14 protein-coding genes are annotated in these 14,087 nt (G+C 61.1%); 5 read left to right on the top strand and 9 right to left on the bottom strand.

The annotated features are described in order from the left end of the window. Positions 1-498: 498 nt before the first annotated feature. Positions 499-738 carry a hypothetical protein gene (locus PQQ96_RS06915; protein ID WP_408290282.1) on the top strand — a complete coding sequence of 80 codons (240 nt, stop codon included), beginning with the start codon at positions 499-501 and terminating at the stop codon, positions 736-738. 347 nt (positions 739-1,085) lie between these two features. On the opposite strand, the gene PQQ96_RS06910 is transcribed toward PQQ96_RS06915, so the two are convergent. Next, on the bottom strand, positions 1,086-2,201 hold the full coding sequence (locus PQQ96_RS06910) for a succinylglutamate desuccinylase/aspartoacylase family protein (RefSeq protein ID WP_408290280.1): 1,116 nt from the start codon (positions 2,199-2,201) through the stop codon (positions 1,086-1,088). A 40-nt stretch (positions 2,202-2,241) separates the two neighbouring features. Beyond that, complete coding sequence (locus PQQ96_RS06905; protein ID WP_408290279.1) at positions 2,242-3,009, bottom strand: transporter substrate-binding domain-containing protein; 768 nt, start codon at positions 3,007-3,009, stop codon at positions 2,242-2,244. Positions 3,010-3,132: 123 nt separating this feature from the next. Between PQQ96_RS06905 and PQQ96_RS06900 the strand changes: the two genes are divergently transcribed. Continuing rightward, complete coding sequence (locus tag PQQ96_RS06900; protein ID WP_408290277.1) at positions 3,133-4,053, top strand: LysR substrate-binding domain-containing protein; 921 nt, start codon at positions 3,133-3,135, stop codon at positions 4,051-4,053. Between the two features lie 257 nt (positions 4,054-4,310). Here PQQ96_RS06900 and lysA read toward each other — a convergent pair whose 3' ends face one another. Further along, positions 4,311-5,579, bottom strand: coding sequence for a diaminopimelate decarboxylase (gene lysA / locus PQQ96_RS06895; protein WP_408290275.1), 1,269 nt, complete (start codon positions 5,577-5,579; stop codon positions 4,311-4,313). An 85-nt stretch (positions 5,580-5,664) separates the two neighbouring features. On the opposite strand from lysA, the gene PQQ96_RS06890 reads away from it, so the two are divergent. Together PQQ96_RS06890 and PQQ96_RS06885 are read left to right on the top strand one after the other, a co-directional pair. After that, positions 5,665-6,654 (top strand): LysR family transcriptional regulator, encoded by a 990-nt coding sequence (locus tag PQQ96_RS06890; RefSeq protein ID WP_408290274.1) that lies wholly within the window; start codon positions 5,665-5,667, stop codon positions 6,652-6,654. Beyond that, a complete protein-coding gene (locus tag PQQ96_RS06885) occupies positions 6,651-7,505 on the top strand; it encodes an oxidoreductase (RefSeq protein WP_408290272.1) in 855 nt (284 codons plus the stop codon). The genes PQQ96_RS06890 and PQQ96_RS06885 overlap by 4 nt, the downstream gene beginning before the upstream one ends. 31 nt (positions 7,506-7,536) lie before the next feature. Here PQQ96_RS06885 and PQQ96_RS06880 read toward each other — a convergent pair whose 3' ends face one another. Together PQQ96_RS06880 and PQQ96_RS06875 are read right to left on the bottom strand one after the other, a co-directional pair. Next, positions 7,537-7,953: a rubredoxin gene (locus PQQ96_RS06880; protein WP_408290270.1), complete on the bottom strand. Its 417-nt coding sequence runs from the start codon at positions 7,951-7,953 to the stop codon at positions 7,537-7,539. A gap of 366 nt (positions 7,954-8,319) precedes the next feature. Then, positions 8,320-9,309, bottom strand: coding sequence for an alpha/beta hydrolase (locus tag PQQ96_RS06875; RefSeq protein ID WP_408290268.1), 990 nt, complete (start codon positions 9,307-9,309; stop codon positions 8,320-8,322). 48 nt (positions 9,310-9,357) lie between these two features. Between PQQ96_RS06875 and PQQ96_RS06870 the strand changes: the two genes are divergently transcribed. After that, positions 9,358-9,507, top strand: a complete 150-nt coding sequence (locus PQQ96_RS06870) for a hypothetical protein (protein WP_408290267.1) — start codon at positions 9,358-9,360, stop codon at positions 9,505-9,507. Here the strand turns inward: PQQ96_RS06870 and PQQ96_RS06865 are convergent. The 4 genes from PQQ96_RS06865 to PQQ96_RS06850 all read right to left on the bottom strand — a co-directional run bounded on the left by PQQ96_RS06865 (position 9,480) and on the right by PQQ96_RS06850 (position 13,798). Continuing rightward, positions 9,480-10,718 (bottom strand): Rieske 2Fe-2S domain-containing protein, encoded by a 1,239-nt coding sequence (locus PQQ96_RS06865; RefSeq protein ID WP_408290265.1) that lies wholly within the window; start codon positions 10,716-10,718, stop codon positions 9,480-9,482. The genes PQQ96_RS06870 and PQQ96_RS06865 overlap by 28 nt on opposite strands. A 191-nt stretch (positions 10,719-10,909) precedes the next feature. Beyond that, the gene (locus PQQ96_RS06860; RefSeq protein ID WP_408290263.1) at positions 10,910-12,361 is read right to left on the bottom strand and encodes a glycosyltransferase family 2 protein; all 1,452 of its coding nucleotides are present in this window, start codon (positions 12,359-12,361) and stop codon (positions 10,910-10,912) included. Positions 12,362-12,419: 58 nt separating this feature from the next. Beyond that, a complete protein-coding gene (locus PQQ96_RS06855) occupies positions 12,420-13,019 on the bottom strand; it encodes a cytochrome b (RefSeq protein ID WP_408290261.1) in 600 nt (199 codons plus the stop codon). Positions 13,020-13,198: 179 nt separating this feature from the next. Further along, a complete protein-coding gene (locus tag PQQ96_RS06850; RefSeq protein ID WP_408290259.1) occupies positions 13,199-13,798 on the bottom strand; it encodes a uracil-DNA glycosylase family protein in 600 nt (199 codons plus the stop codon). Between the last annotated feature and the right edge of the window lie 289 nt (positions 13,799-14,087).

Here is a 14,087-nt window from a genome sequence, read left to right as displayed (position 1 = left end):
GGTCTTGATCCCGTAGGCCCCCCCTGCCACCCGTCTTGGCTGGTTGCGGTCGCTCACGTCCGACACATCACCAGTCATCAGCGCAGTGTGCGTGGACTGCGGGTTCATTCAAGCACGTCTTGCTTGGCCGTTGTTCCTTCACGACATCTATTTCGATGCGCAGACAGGCAAACCGATCGAAGACAATCCTGTTGAAATTCAGGTTGCGGCGCAGAACCAGTTGCCATTTCCCGTGCTTACTCCGGACCTGTCAAAGCGGACAATGCTCTATGCGAAGATATTCGCAAGCGATACAAATAATTCATCAGGATTTGTCAAATGCAAGGACACTGGAGATTGCGTGCAGGTGCGAACCATGTGTCGTCAAAAGTGTGATGCTGTATTACCGACAGGTGTAGACGTCAGATTCAAATACTGGAATTGTGTGAACAATTGCGCAGAATTGCACGGATGCCCCCGGATTTAATGCCAGATACAGACCATAAGGAGTCGAACAAAATGATCGAAAATAAGGAAACAGCTACTGAAGTAATTGCGCGACTGTACGATGCAAACAAGTCCGTCAATGATGCAATCAAGATCGTGCAAGCGAACTGCTCGCCAGAGGTTTTCGCCACTTTCCGGCGCGGAATGGCGGACGTCATCTATGAGCTCTTTGAGAAAGCGATCGTTCCTATTTGCAGACAACACCCGGACCTGATACCCGAAGGGGAGACGCTCGACGGGATCAAAAGCTAATTGAACTGGCGATGATTGCGAGAGATCCGGAATCGTCTCAAACCTGAAATGAGAAAGGCACGAAACCTCTCGTGCCTTTCTCATTGCCACGGCGTGGCAGCCGCTAATGACCGTTAATGCCGCGCGATCGTCGGTCGCACGCGGGCTTTGGCATACGTCACGGGCGACGGTTCGTTGTCCTCGACGCGACGCAGAATATTGGCTCGAACGTCAGGGCCAAGCAGGTTCAAGTTGTCGGTCGTCGAGGCGCGCCGCGGTGCTAACTGCAGAGCGGGCACCTTGGACCAACGAGTCTATGCAGCCGGAGGCTTGGCATGCTTCGGCACTACGCCGGCAATCAAAAACCGTCAAGCCCCCAACAAAACCCCAGTCCTAAAGGCCCGCGTGCCAGTGACCCGCCCCAGCGGCGCCCCAGCCGTCACAAACCGAATCGCGCGCCGCATATAAAACACACCCTCGGTGTTACTAGACAGCGTAGTCGTCTCATCAGTCAACGGATCGACGATATCGAACAACGGCTGCCCGACACGAATCGTGTCCCCGATCTCCGCGCGATGAATCAGAATCCCGCTCACAGGTGCGTAGAACTGCTCGCTGCCAGCAAGCGGCGTCGCGGGCGACAGCAACTCAGGCAAAGGCTTCACATCAAGCTTGATAGCCTTGCGCCAGACCAGATAATCGATCAACGCGTCAGCATCCTCCTGCGCGACCTCATAAGACACATCCCGCTGCCCCCGGCACTCCACCGTCACAGCAATCGCCCCATTGGGCACCGGCTTATCAGCAGGCATTTCCTGCTGCAACTTCCACCACAACAAGCTATGCGTCTCATCAAACGACTCACCGCCCGAGTTAGTCGCCAGCAACGAAGCCTGCGCCCCCAGATACCGTGACAGAGGCTCAAACTCAGGCCACGCCGCCTCACTGGTGTAGAGATGCATCGCCGCTTCCAACGAGCAGTGCAAATCGATCACCACATCCGCATCGAAGGAAAGCTTCAGCAGCGCCAATTGCAGCGACTCGAATTCAGTCAACGGTTTCTGTTCAGCCAACTCCGCAGCGATCAGTTCGCGAACAATCCGCCGATTCTCCGAAGCATCCGAACCCAACGCCTCCTTCGCCCGCGCCACCAGCTTCGAAAACTGCAGGAAGTGTCGATTGAAGTTCTTACCATTGCCCAGATCGAAGCGCCCAATAAACTGCCCCAGCACGTACTGCCCGAGCCCAACCGGATTCGCCACCGGCACCAGCACGATTTCCGCACTCAACGCGCCCTGCTTCTCCAGTTCGAGCAAACGACGCTTCAGTAAAGCCGTCGTCAGCATCGCCGGGGTTTCATCGGCATGCAGGGACGACTGGATGTAAATCTTCTGTCCGCTATCCGCGGGACCAAAGTGAAACGACACCAGTTCGCGGTGCGTGCCGATAGCCGGCGATAGAAGCGGAATCGATTGCTTGTTCATGAGCGGAAGGTTTGGATACGAAAAATGGGAAATAAAAGAATCAGTTGCCGTACGGATCGAAGTCGAAGTACTTCTTCGCGATCTGCGCGTACGTACCGTCCTTGAGCATCGAGGCAATCGCCGCATTGATGGACGCCTGCACCGCCGTCTCGTCCTTGCGCAGGCCGATGCCTACACCACGATCACCCATCGAAAGCGGCTCGCCGACAAACGCAAAGCCCTTGCCCGCCGGCGTGCGCAAAAAGCCGTAGTCGGCTTCGACCGTACCGAGCAGCGCTCCATCGAGACGACCGTTCTCGAGGTCGGCGAACACTTCATCCTGACTCTTGTACGCAACCACATGCACGCCAAGCGGCGCCCAATTCTTCAACGCATAGCCTTCGAACTGCGTCCCCGACTGCACGCCGATCTGCTTACCAGCCAACGCGTTCGTGCCACCCGCGAGCGGCGAACCTTGCCGCGCGATCAGCCGCGACTTGAACTGGAACAGCTTCGACGAAAACAGAATCTGTTGCTCGCGTTTCTCCGTGATCGCCATTGACGACATGATCGCGTCGATCTTGCGCGCCTGCAGCGCGGGAATCATCCCCGAAAACTCGAGTTCGACCCATTGGCAACGCGCATGAATGCGCTTGCAGATTTCGTTGCCAAGATCGACGTCGAAACCCTTAAAACTGCCGTCGGGCGCCTTGGCGTCCATCGGCGGATAGGTCGGATCGATACCGAGGCGCAGCGTGGTGGAGTCGGCGGCAAACGCACCGCTGCTGAAAGCCAGCGCGGCGCTCAAGATCATCAGCGAGATTTTCATGGGAGGCGGGTGTGAGGTGGGCGGATTGCTACAGGGTACAGGCCCATCCTATGCCGCTGGCGCGCCTCAAAGAAGTCCCGAAAGTAATATCATGATCACTTTTACCGATCACTGAGATTCTTCATGGCGTTGACGATCTCCCAGTTGCGCGCGTTCACCGCCGTGGCCGAGCACGGCAGCATCCGCGCGGCGTCGCGGGCGCTGGGCATGGCCCAGAGCGGCATCACGCAGCAGTTGCAGAACCTCGAGTCGATGCTGGGCGCGACCTTGTTCACCCGCACGAACCGCGGGATTGCGCTGACCGCACTTGGCCAGCGGCTGTTGCAGCGCGCCGGCGCGATTCTCGGGGAATGCGAGCGGGCCGAGCAGGAAGTGCAGCAATTGCGCGGCGACTACGCGGGCGAGGTCACGTTCGGCATGACGACCGAGCCGCTCGTCGACGCCTTCGCGCCAGTGCTGATGGAATTCCGTGCGCGCTTCGAGCGGGTCGCGGTGCATTTGCGCACCGGCACGTCACGGATGATGATTTCGTGGATTCGTGAAGGCAGGCTCGATTTCGCCGTCGCGCTGGTGTCGAAGCATACCGATACGGCCGATCTGTCCGTGACGCCGCTCTATCCGTCCGATCCCGTGGTCGTCTGCCGACGCGGCCATCCGAAAGCAGGCGCGACCTCGCTCGCCGAGCTCGTCGATTGCAAATGGGTGGCGACGCCTTCGCCGAATCTCACCGACGATCCGCAAATCAACCGCCTGAGCGATCTGTTCGAGCGCCACGGTTTGCCGCCGCCGAAAATCATTGCAACGGTGGAAGGTCTATACGAGACGCTGCATCTGGTCGGCGCAACGGACTGCCTGTCGCTGGAGTCGTCGGTCGTCGTCAAACGCGGGCCCTTTGCGAGCACACTGACGACGGTCAATGTGGGCGAGCGAGCGGTCGAACAGAACGTGTGCCTGTTGCAGCGCGCGGCGATTCCCGTCACGCCCGCCGCGCAGGAGCTCGCGACGATGATTGCGTCGTACACGCGTACGGTGCGGGCACGATGAAACCGGGTTCACGCCGCGTGGCGAACGTAGGTCTCCAGTTCGATGCATATCGGACTGCACGGCTGCGAACCACACGCCGCACTACCCCATGTGGCGCGGTACGCGCTGACATGCGCAAAGCTCCCCGCAGACCATGAGCGCGCGCCCGCGCGTAAGCGCCCTGGTCATGTGCGCGGAAGGGCCGGATGGCGTGACGATCGAGTTGATGCAACTGTCAGCTTGATCCCGTCATTCCAGCTACATGGCTATCGGCGTGCTCAACCCAGCGTTTCGAGCGCGATCAACTCCTCGATGGTTTGTCGACGCCGGATCAAACGCGGCACGCCATTGTCGATCAACACTTCAGCAGCCAGCGGTCGGCTGTTGTAGTTCGATGACATCGACGCACCATATGCCCCGGCGTCATGAAACACGATGAAGTCCCCCACGTCCGGCGTCTGCATGGAGCGGCTCGTGACGACACCACCCGCCTCCTGCGTGAATACATCGCCCGCTTCGCACAACGGCCCCGCCACCGCGAAAGCGCCAACCGACGCCTCGCTCGGCAAGCCATTGCCTTTCACCACCGTCATCTCATGATGGCTGCCGTAAAACGACGGCCTCACCAGATCGTTGAAGCCCGCATCGACCAAGGCGAATTGCCGGTTCGGCCGCCGGTTCAGCGCGTGCACCTCGGCGACCAGCACACCCGCTTCGGCGACCAGAAAGCGCCCTGGCTCGATTTCCAGTCTCACACGATGCCCGAGATGCGCTTCGATCTGCCCCCGCGCCGCGTCCCAGAGACGGTAATAATGTTCGACGTCGATCCGCGGTTCGCCTTCGCTATACGGCACCGACAAACCGCCCCCCGCCGAAATCGCTTCGATATCGTGCCCCAAGCTTTGCACCGCTTCGACCATCGCATCGCACACGCGCGATAAATGCGTGTAGTCGACGCCGGAGCCAATATGCATGTGCAATCCGACCAGCTTCAGACCGTAACGGCGCACCATGGCAATCGCGAGCGGCACGTCGTCGAGCCAGATACCGTGCTTGCTATGCTCGCCGCCCGTGTTGGTCTTGTTGCTGTGTCCGTGCCCGAAACCGGGATTGATCCGCAGCCACACACGGTGGTCTTCAGGCGCCTGCTGTCCAACACGTTCAAGCATATCGAGCGACCCGGCGTTGACCGTGATGCGGTGCTCGATCACGGTGGCCAGCGTCGCGTGGTCGACGAGATCGGCGGTAAAAACTACGCCCTCAGGATCGCCATCCGGTGTAAAGCCCGCCGCGAGACTGCGCGTGATTTCGCCCAGAGACACCGCATCGACCATCGTCCCTTCGTCTCGCATCAGCTTCAGGATATGTACGTTGGAACACGCCTTCTGCGCATAACGGATCACGTCGAAGCTGCGCAATTCGGCGATGCGTTGGCGGATCACGTCGGCGTCGTAGACCCACAGAGGCGTGCCGTACTGACGCGCGAGTTCAACGAGTTGCGGTGGATTGAAAGTGGTCACGGGTTTCGGCTCTCGATGTCGAAGCATGGGTGTGAGCCACATAATGCTGAGAATCGATCATTCAGTAAAATACCTATATATCTCCATCCCATTCATTCCTGATATAGCCACCATGGCACTCACTCATCGACATATCGAAGTCTTCCGTGCGTTGATGACGGCAGGCAGCGTCACCAAAGCGGCCGAGATGCTCTTCACCTCGCAGCCCACGGTCAGCCGCGAACTCGCACGTATGGAAAAGAGCATCGGCTTTACCTTGTTCGAACGCGTGCACGGCCGATTGCGTCCAACGATGTCCGCGTTGACGCTGTTCGATGAAATCAAGCGCGCATATGTCGGACTCGAACGGGTAGCGTCCACAGCAGCAAGCCTGCGCGAATTTCAGGGCGGCCAGCTTGCCATCATTGCGTTGCCCGCGTTTTCGCACTCGATCCTGCCCGGTGCATCAAAACGTTTCCACGATGCCCAGCCCGGTGTAAGCCTCTCGATCGCGACGCAGGAATCGCCGTTCCTCGAAGAATGGTTGACCGCGCAGCGCTACGACCTCGGCTTGACCGAACACGGCGCGCCGCCCGCTGGAACACGCCTGACGCCGTTGCTCGAAGTGGACGAAGTCTGCGTGCTGCCGGATGGGCATCCATTGCTCGCAAAGCGTGTGATCGAGTGGAAGGACTTCGCGAATCAGCCGTTCATCAGCCTGTCGTCAAACGATCCGTATCGGATTCAGATCGACGAAGCCTTCGCGCAAGCGGGTATCGCGCGCCGCCAGATGATCGAGACGCCAACCGCCGTCTCCGTTTGCAGCTTCGTGCGACAAGGGCTCGGCGTGGCCATCGTCAATCCGCTTACCGCATTGGATTTCGCGGGCCACAGTATGCATATCCGGCCGCTCGCCGTGTCGTTGCCGTTTCGCGTGAGCGTGGTTCATCCGGAGCATCGCCCGAGCCATCCGCTGGCCGGCGTGTTCGTCGAAGCGCTGCAAAGCGAGGCCGCCGCGCTACGACTACAATTAAAAACCCACACAAGAGGTAAGCAGCAATACGGGCGCTGTTCGACGATCAAGCGCGCCACGTTGGCCCATCAACCGGAGTTTCCCAAATGATGAATCGAGACGATCCCGTCTGGCTAATTACAGGCTGTTCCACCGGCTTCGGCCGGGAGTTGGCGAAGCTGGTGCTGGAGCGCGGCTGGCGCGCGGTGGTCACGGCACGCGACGCGTCGAAAGTGAAAGATATTGCCGAAGCACATGGCGATCGCGCGCTGGTTCTGCCGCTCGACGTGACGAACCGTCAACAGATCGACGACGTGGTCACGCAAGCCAGGCAGCGTTTCGGGCGCATTGACGCGCTCGTCAATAACGCGGGTTACGGCTATCTGGCCGCGATCGAAGAAGGCGAAGACGACGAAGTCCGCGCGATGTTCGAGACCAACGTGTTCGGTCTGGTCGATATGACGAAAGCGGTGCTGCCGATCATGCGTGAGCAGCACAGCGGCCTGATCGTGAATGTCTCGTCGATTGGCGGCATCGCGAGTTTTGCCGCGACCGGCTATTACCACGCCACCAAATATGCGGTGGAAGGTCTGTCCGAATCGCTCGCGGCAGAGGTCAAACCGCTCGGCATCGACGTATTGATCGTCGAGCCCGGTCCGTTCCGCACGAACTGGGCAGGTCCGTCGATCAAGCAATCGGCGACGGTGATCGACGACTACGCGGCCACGGCCGGCGAGCGCCGCAAACAGACCGAAGCGCGTAGTGGCAAACAGGCGGGCGATCCGGTGCGCGCCGCTCAAGCCATCATCGACGCCGCTCTATCGGACAAACCGCCGCTGCGTTTGCTGCTCGGCAAAGTGGCGCTCGAGCTGGCGCGCAAGAAGCTGGACTTCATGCGCGGCGACTTCGATGCCTGGGAGGCCACCACGGTCGGCGCGGATTTCCCGGAAGGGGCGGGCTAAGACCGGCAAGTAATCCGGCGTTCAGCCGGGCTTAAAACTCGACCAGCGCAAAATCTTCCTTGCCCACATCGCACAGTGGGCAACGCCAGTCGGCCGGGACATCTGCCCAGCAGGTGCCCGGCGCAATACCCTCTTCCGGCAAGCCGGCGGCTTCATCGTAGATCCAGCCGCAGATCACGCAGACCCATTGTTTGAAGTCGTCCGCAGACGCTGCGCTTTCTACGGCCGCCCGCGGCGCAGCAACCGCTTGCGACACCGGCGTCTCGTCGAGGCTCACCACCAAGGGCGCGGCGGTGCCTGCGCTGCTTTCAGCCAGCCGTGCCTGCAGACTTTCCAGCAGCCGTTGCGCTTCAACCTGCGTCAAATCGATCCAGTACGGATCGCCGGCGCCGTCGTTGAGCCGTTCGGGGGAAAACTGGATTTCTACGGCTACGCCCTTCTTGTACATGGCAAATCGGAATGTCGATGAAGCCGGCGGCGAGCGCCGGAATAGGGTCGGATGCTTGAAGCGAGGGCTTCGTGGCGGGGGGTTAGACGAACTGATTCAGCACGATGGCTGCGATCAGTCCAGCGGCGCCGATGAGGCCCAGCAGTTGCAGCAGGGTGAGGGATTTACGGGATGCGGTGGGGATTTGTTGCGTAGTCACGGGGCGTTCTTAAATATCGGAAAAAGCGAAATGGTACACGGGTCGGAGGCCGGCGCATCTCGAATGGCGCAAACCTGTGTGTGTTAGATGCCATTATCGCTGCTCGACCGGCCTGGATTCCCTACCGGGTGGAGATGGACTCATTCCCCACCGGGCGGAAAACCAGCCTACGACAAAGCCACCTCGCCGGCATGCTCAGACACCGCCGCCACAATCGCGGCGACGGCAGCAGCATCGAGCGTCAACGCGATATGCCCCACGCCAGGCACAATCGTGACCGGCACCACGCGCCCCGCTTCCGCAAAGACCCCGGCATATTTCCCGGCGTGAAACGCCTCGTCATCCGCGCCAACCAGCGCTTCAACCGGCTGCCGCATCGCGCGGATATCCGCGCGGTAATCCTCGTGCGGACGAAAGTTCAGCATCAGGTTGTACGAGTACTGCGGCGTAAGCATGGCCGCCGCCTCAGGCGACAGGGCGTAGGCCACGGTCGGCAGGTGATTGAACAGCGTGATGCGCAGCTTGTTGAGGAACACCAGCACGAACATGCGTGGCAGCCCGATACTCACCCACCCGCCGACGGAAGCCCGCGTAGTCGGCGCGCTCTGATGAATGAACGGCGCGAGCAGCACATAGCGATCGAATGCCAGTTGACGCGCATCCCCCGCGAACCGCAGCGCGAAGCCGCCACCCGCCGAGAAGCCGACCAGCGTGCGCGGTCCGGCCGGTTGTACCGCGTCGAGAAAGTCGCTCAGATCGTCTTCGAGCTGGCCGATATACGCGATCGTGCCTTTCTTGCCTGAGTCGCCATGCCCGCGCATGTCGGGCACGTAGACGTCGTATCCGGCCGCGGCAAGCGCCTTCGCGAGGGTATGCAGGCTCACGCCACTCGCCGACGAACCGTGAATCAGCACTGCGCTGCCGCGCCCCCCCGGTAGTCGGCTCGCATAGCGCCGATACGCGAGCGCCGCCTTGTCGCGTGCGGTGTAGCGTTCAATGGGAGGTAAATCGGAAGTATCGACCGACTTGAAAGGCTCGTTGATCGACGCGAGCGGCGGCGGCTGTTTGGGGCCGCCCTTCACAAGCGCCACCGCCATGATGGCGAGGCCCACAAGGAACACGACAACCGGCATCACTGCATGCAGTTCGGTACTCATCGACTGGACCCCTCACGCGATTCGTTGTGGTTTTGGACTTCCCGATCGATGAGCCTGCGCCTGGTGCCGCTTATGCGTTTTATGCGTCTTGTTATAGCCGGCGCCGCCGGCTCGCCGCTCATCGTCGCCGACGATTTTACGGTCCTGCGCGGCGCCAAAAAACTCGAATATCAGGTATTCGACAACGGGTTGCCGTGACGTGAATCCCAGAAACGGATCACCTGGCCGTCGCCGGTACCCGCGCCCACCACCTGATCCGGCGCACCACTCTCACGCAGCAACGCACGTAGTTCATTGATAACCGGAAACACCTCGTGATTCCAGTCCGCGCCCTGCGAGTCGTGCGCGCGTTGTTCGGCTTCCACGATTTCGCGGTCTTCCTTGAAGATGCGCTCGGTGAACCACACGAGGAGCGGCCACGCGAGATTGAGCACGCCGGGAATACCCGGTTTGCGAATCGACAGCAGCCCGAACGTGCGGTTCGTGCGTTGCTCGCGATCGAGCGGCACGTAGACGATCCACAAATCCATCACCAGCGTCTGTTCGGACGTGCGGATCTGCAGCGTCTGATACGGATACTCGGTGCGGATCGTCATCACGTCCTTGTCGTTGTCGCCGCCTGCCTTGCGGCTCTGGCCGAACACGATCGCTTCGCCGATCGGCTGCTGGCCGGCCATGCGCGCAAACGTGTAATCGACTTCGACCCAGCCTTCGCCGCGCCGCCGGCCCAGCGAACGCGCGCGCATCTGACCCATCTGACGGCGATGCAGGAACTGATGGTTCATGTCCATCAGGTTCTCGTGCATGAACGAATAGTGGCAATTCACCGGACGGCCAAAACGGCGCGTCTTGTACTTCTTGTCGGAGACGGAGCCGAACGCGGGTAGCGGCCGTTCTTCGGCCAAAGCGGCATTGCCGGGAAACACGAAAATCAGGCCTTCGACTTCGCGGCACGGATAAGACCGCACGCCATTCGGCAGACGATCCCGGCCCAGATACGGCACATCGATACACTTGCCCGAACAGTCGTAGGTCCAGCCGTGATAGCCGCAGCGGATCGATTCGCCGTCCACCACGCCCTGATGCAACGGCACCTGACGATGCGCGCAACGATCTTCGAGCGCGAACACCTTGCCTGACTCCGTACGCGCCAGCACGATTGGCTCACCCGCGAACGTCACACCATGCGTCTTGCCCCGCTTCACTTCATGCGACCACGCGAGCGGATACCAGTAGTCGGGATGAATGCCGACGCGGCGCAGATCGCGCACCGGCGCGCCGTTGGCGGCCTGATCTGGCGTGTGTGCATTCGCGGCGGTTGGGACATGGGTCTGCGCGGCTGCCTGAGCAGGCGACGCATCGACCGGCGCATCGACGGTGTCTTGTTCGAGCGGGGGAACAGCATGCATAGGTGGAGCCTCCGTGCACGAGCGGATAGAAGGTGGTCGCCCTGCAATTCGCGGGCCGACATCGTCGTACAGTCTACTCGAACCCGGACCCACATGGTTCCGCCGTTGGCACGCCATGCCCCGCCGCGCTGCGCATCGGCCTAACCGCGCTGGTCCGCCACCCTACATGCGTCAAATCAGGCGATCGGCTGCTAACTTTCGTCGTGCGTCACGAGGCCGGAGCGGCGCTGCACGCCCCACGAGCGGCCGCCACGCAGGAAATGCAGCCAGCCCAGCAGTGCGCCGACATGCCGCACCAACTGGAACGTGAACGGCTCGGCGATCGCCGCGAGTACCGCCATCCACAGACTGGAGCTGCTGCGCTTGCCGGTCCAGCCGCGGTACAGATGGATACACCACAGATAGAACGCGAGATCGATTGCCGTTTTGAGGCCGATCACGCTGAAAATCGACACGACGATCGCGCCATGCCCGCCGAACAGAAAGCCGAGCAGCAGCGCGAAGGCGGTCAGCCCGTAGATCGGCTGCATCGTATCGATGGCCTTGACCGGCAGCATCAGCATGCCCATCGTGCCGTAGCGCGGGTTGCCGGTCATATCGCGGTTCCAGTATTGCGTTTGGAGGAAACCCGCAAACCAGCGCCGGCGCTGCCGCAGGAAACTGCCGAGGTTGTCCGGGGCATCGGTATGCGCATGGGCGTCGCCGACCACGCGCACGTCCCAGCCAAGACCATGATCCACGGAGTAGCGGCGCAGCCGATGAATCAGTTCGTAGTCTTCGACCAGGCACTGCGGATCGAAGCCACCCACGTCGACCAGCGCGTCGCGCTTGAACGACGCGAAGGCGCCTGAAATCAGCAGCAGACTGTCGGCGCGCATCCACGCAAAGCGGGCGATGAAGTTGCGCATGTACTCATAGGTCTGGAACCACTGGAACACCCGGCCCGAAACCGATTTGCCGCAGACCGGCACCAGAATGCCGGCCGCCGCGACCAGCTTCGGCTCGCTCGCAAAAGCGACGCGCATCGCGTAGGTGGCGTCGTCGTCGAGCAGCGTGTCAGCGTCGACGGTCATGACGGTGTCGGTAGTCATGAGCGTGATAGCGGCGTTCAGCGCACGGGCCTTGCCGCCGTGCGGCACGCGCAGCCAGTAAAGATTCGGGTAAAGCGAACTCGGTGCGCTCAGTACACCGTCGGCTACCGCAGCCAGGCCGAAGCGTTCGGTGAGCAGCGCCTGGGTGGCATCGGTGGAACCGTCGTCGGCGATCACGATCTGCGCCGGGCCATGCGTCTGGCGCAGCAGCGCAGCGAGCGTGACCGGCAACACCGTCGCCTCGTTATGCGACGCGACGATCACCCCCATGCTCGGCAAGTTGCGCGCGTCGAAATCAGGCTCGAGCGGCGGCATGGGTCGCATGAGCGGCAGCGTTTTCCATGTGACGAACGCGAGCAGCAGCGTGTCGTACACGACGTACGCAATCCCCGTCGACCACGCCACCACGCCTTGCAGAAAGAACGCGCGCGCGAACAACAGCAGCCACAACACGACGACGCTGAAATGAATCAGCGTGCTCAGCAGCGTAGTGGGACGCGGCAGAATGCGCGGGGAGGCAAGGGCGAGCGCCTGTTCCAGAGTTTTCTTCAAAATGACTACTGAGTCCGTCGTTGGTGCGGTTGTTAGATAGCAAGTAGCGTGACAGTGCTTACGGCACCATGCGTTTCAGAACCGACTTGCGATCGATCCATTGATGCTTCAGCGCGCCGCCGATATGCATCGCCAGCAGCGCATACAGCGCGTAGCCGAGCCACGTATGCAAGGCGCCGAAGCGGTCGTGCAAGGTCTCCTTGAGCGCCGGGTCGAGATGCATCACATAGCCGATGCGCGGCCAGGGGAACAGGTTGAACAGGCGCAGCGGATGGGTGGCCGCATCTTTCCACGCGGAATCGTGCAGCCAGCCGGACAGCGGCAGCGCAATCATCAGGAAATACAGCAGGAAATGGGCGACATGCGCGGCGATCTTCTCCCACGACGGAAACTCGCGCGGCAACGGCGGCGGTCTGTGCGACACGCGCCACAAGATACGCAGCAGCGCGAGACCGAGCACTGTGATACCGATCGACTTATGAGTATCGACGACCGGACGCACCCAGTCGTCGGGCCACGATTCGGCGGTCAGGCCGAGCACGACATTGCCGATCATCAGCAGCGCGATCAGCCAGTGCAGCGTCATCGCCGTGCGGGTGTAGCGCGACGGCAGCGGCGTGCGGGTCGAATCGGTCAGGGGATCGGCGTGGGTGTTCATAGGTCGTTCCGTCTGCAAATGGTGTTCTTGCGAAAGCTGTTTGAAAATTCGGCCATACCGGGGGAGGTCTGGTCGCGCCGTCTGCCGCCGTCGGCATTAGGCAAACGCATAAGTGTGACGTTTTATTCCACCAGGCGCTTAGCGATGTGTTTCAGATTATTTCGACCGCGCGCGGCGAGTCATGCCTGAAGCGCCGCGGCGACCCGAGTCCGCAGCGTCGGCAACACCTCCGCTTCGAACCAGGGGTTGCGCTTGAACCAGGCAATATTGCGCGGCGAAGGATGCGGAAGCGGCACCACGTTGGGGCCAAATTCCCGCCAGCGCAGCAGTGTATCGGTTAGCGTCGGCCCGAACGCGTCGCCGAGGCCAAAACGCTGTGCGTATTGACCGATCAGTAAGGTAAGCCGCACTTCGCGCAACTGGGCCAGCAAGGCCTGATGCCAATGCGCGGCGCATTCGGGCCTCGGTGGCAAGTCGCCACTCGCCCCTCTGCCCGGAAAGCAAAATCCCATCGGCACGAGCGCAAATTTCGAGGCGTCGTAGAAGGTCTCGTCGGAGACCGCTAGCCAGTTGCGCAAACGTGCACCACTCGCATCGCTCCATGGAATACCCGAAGCATGCACACGCGCACCGGGCGCCTGGCCGATGATCAGAACGCGCGAATCAGTGGATGCCACAACGACCGGGCGCGGCGCATGCGGCAGCACCGCCGCACACACCGTGCAGGCGCGAATGTCACGCAATAACGTGTTCAGTAAGATGGGTTTCCTTACGGTCATACCATGGCGCGGATCAGGATTCAGATTGTGGTGGGTAAAACAGGACGCCAACCGATAGTGTCCCACGCCTCACCCATTCGCATCTGTGCACGAACAGTTTTGCCTCATCGCGCATCCAGCGTGAAATCTTAGCGAGCGCGCTACCCGTAGTTCTTTATAGGCCCAAAAATCTCGATCGAAACCGCGCGCACATCCGATTCCGTCGTATGTCGTCCTAGGAGTGCGCGCGGCAGACGGAATTTGAGCCGTCGGTACTGGCGCCGCAGCGACCGGCGTCAACGCCGGGCCT

It is taken from the genome of Paraburkholderia sediminicola, from assembly GCF_046027825.1.
In the GTDB taxonomy this organism is placed as follows: Bacteria; Pseudomonadota; Gammaproteobacteria; order Burkholderiales; family Burkholderiaceae; genus Paraburkholderia; species Paraburkholderia sediminicola_D.
The sequence above is the reverse complement of the archived record's forward strand: the minus strand, read 5'-3'. Positions and strand labels throughout refer to the sequence as shown.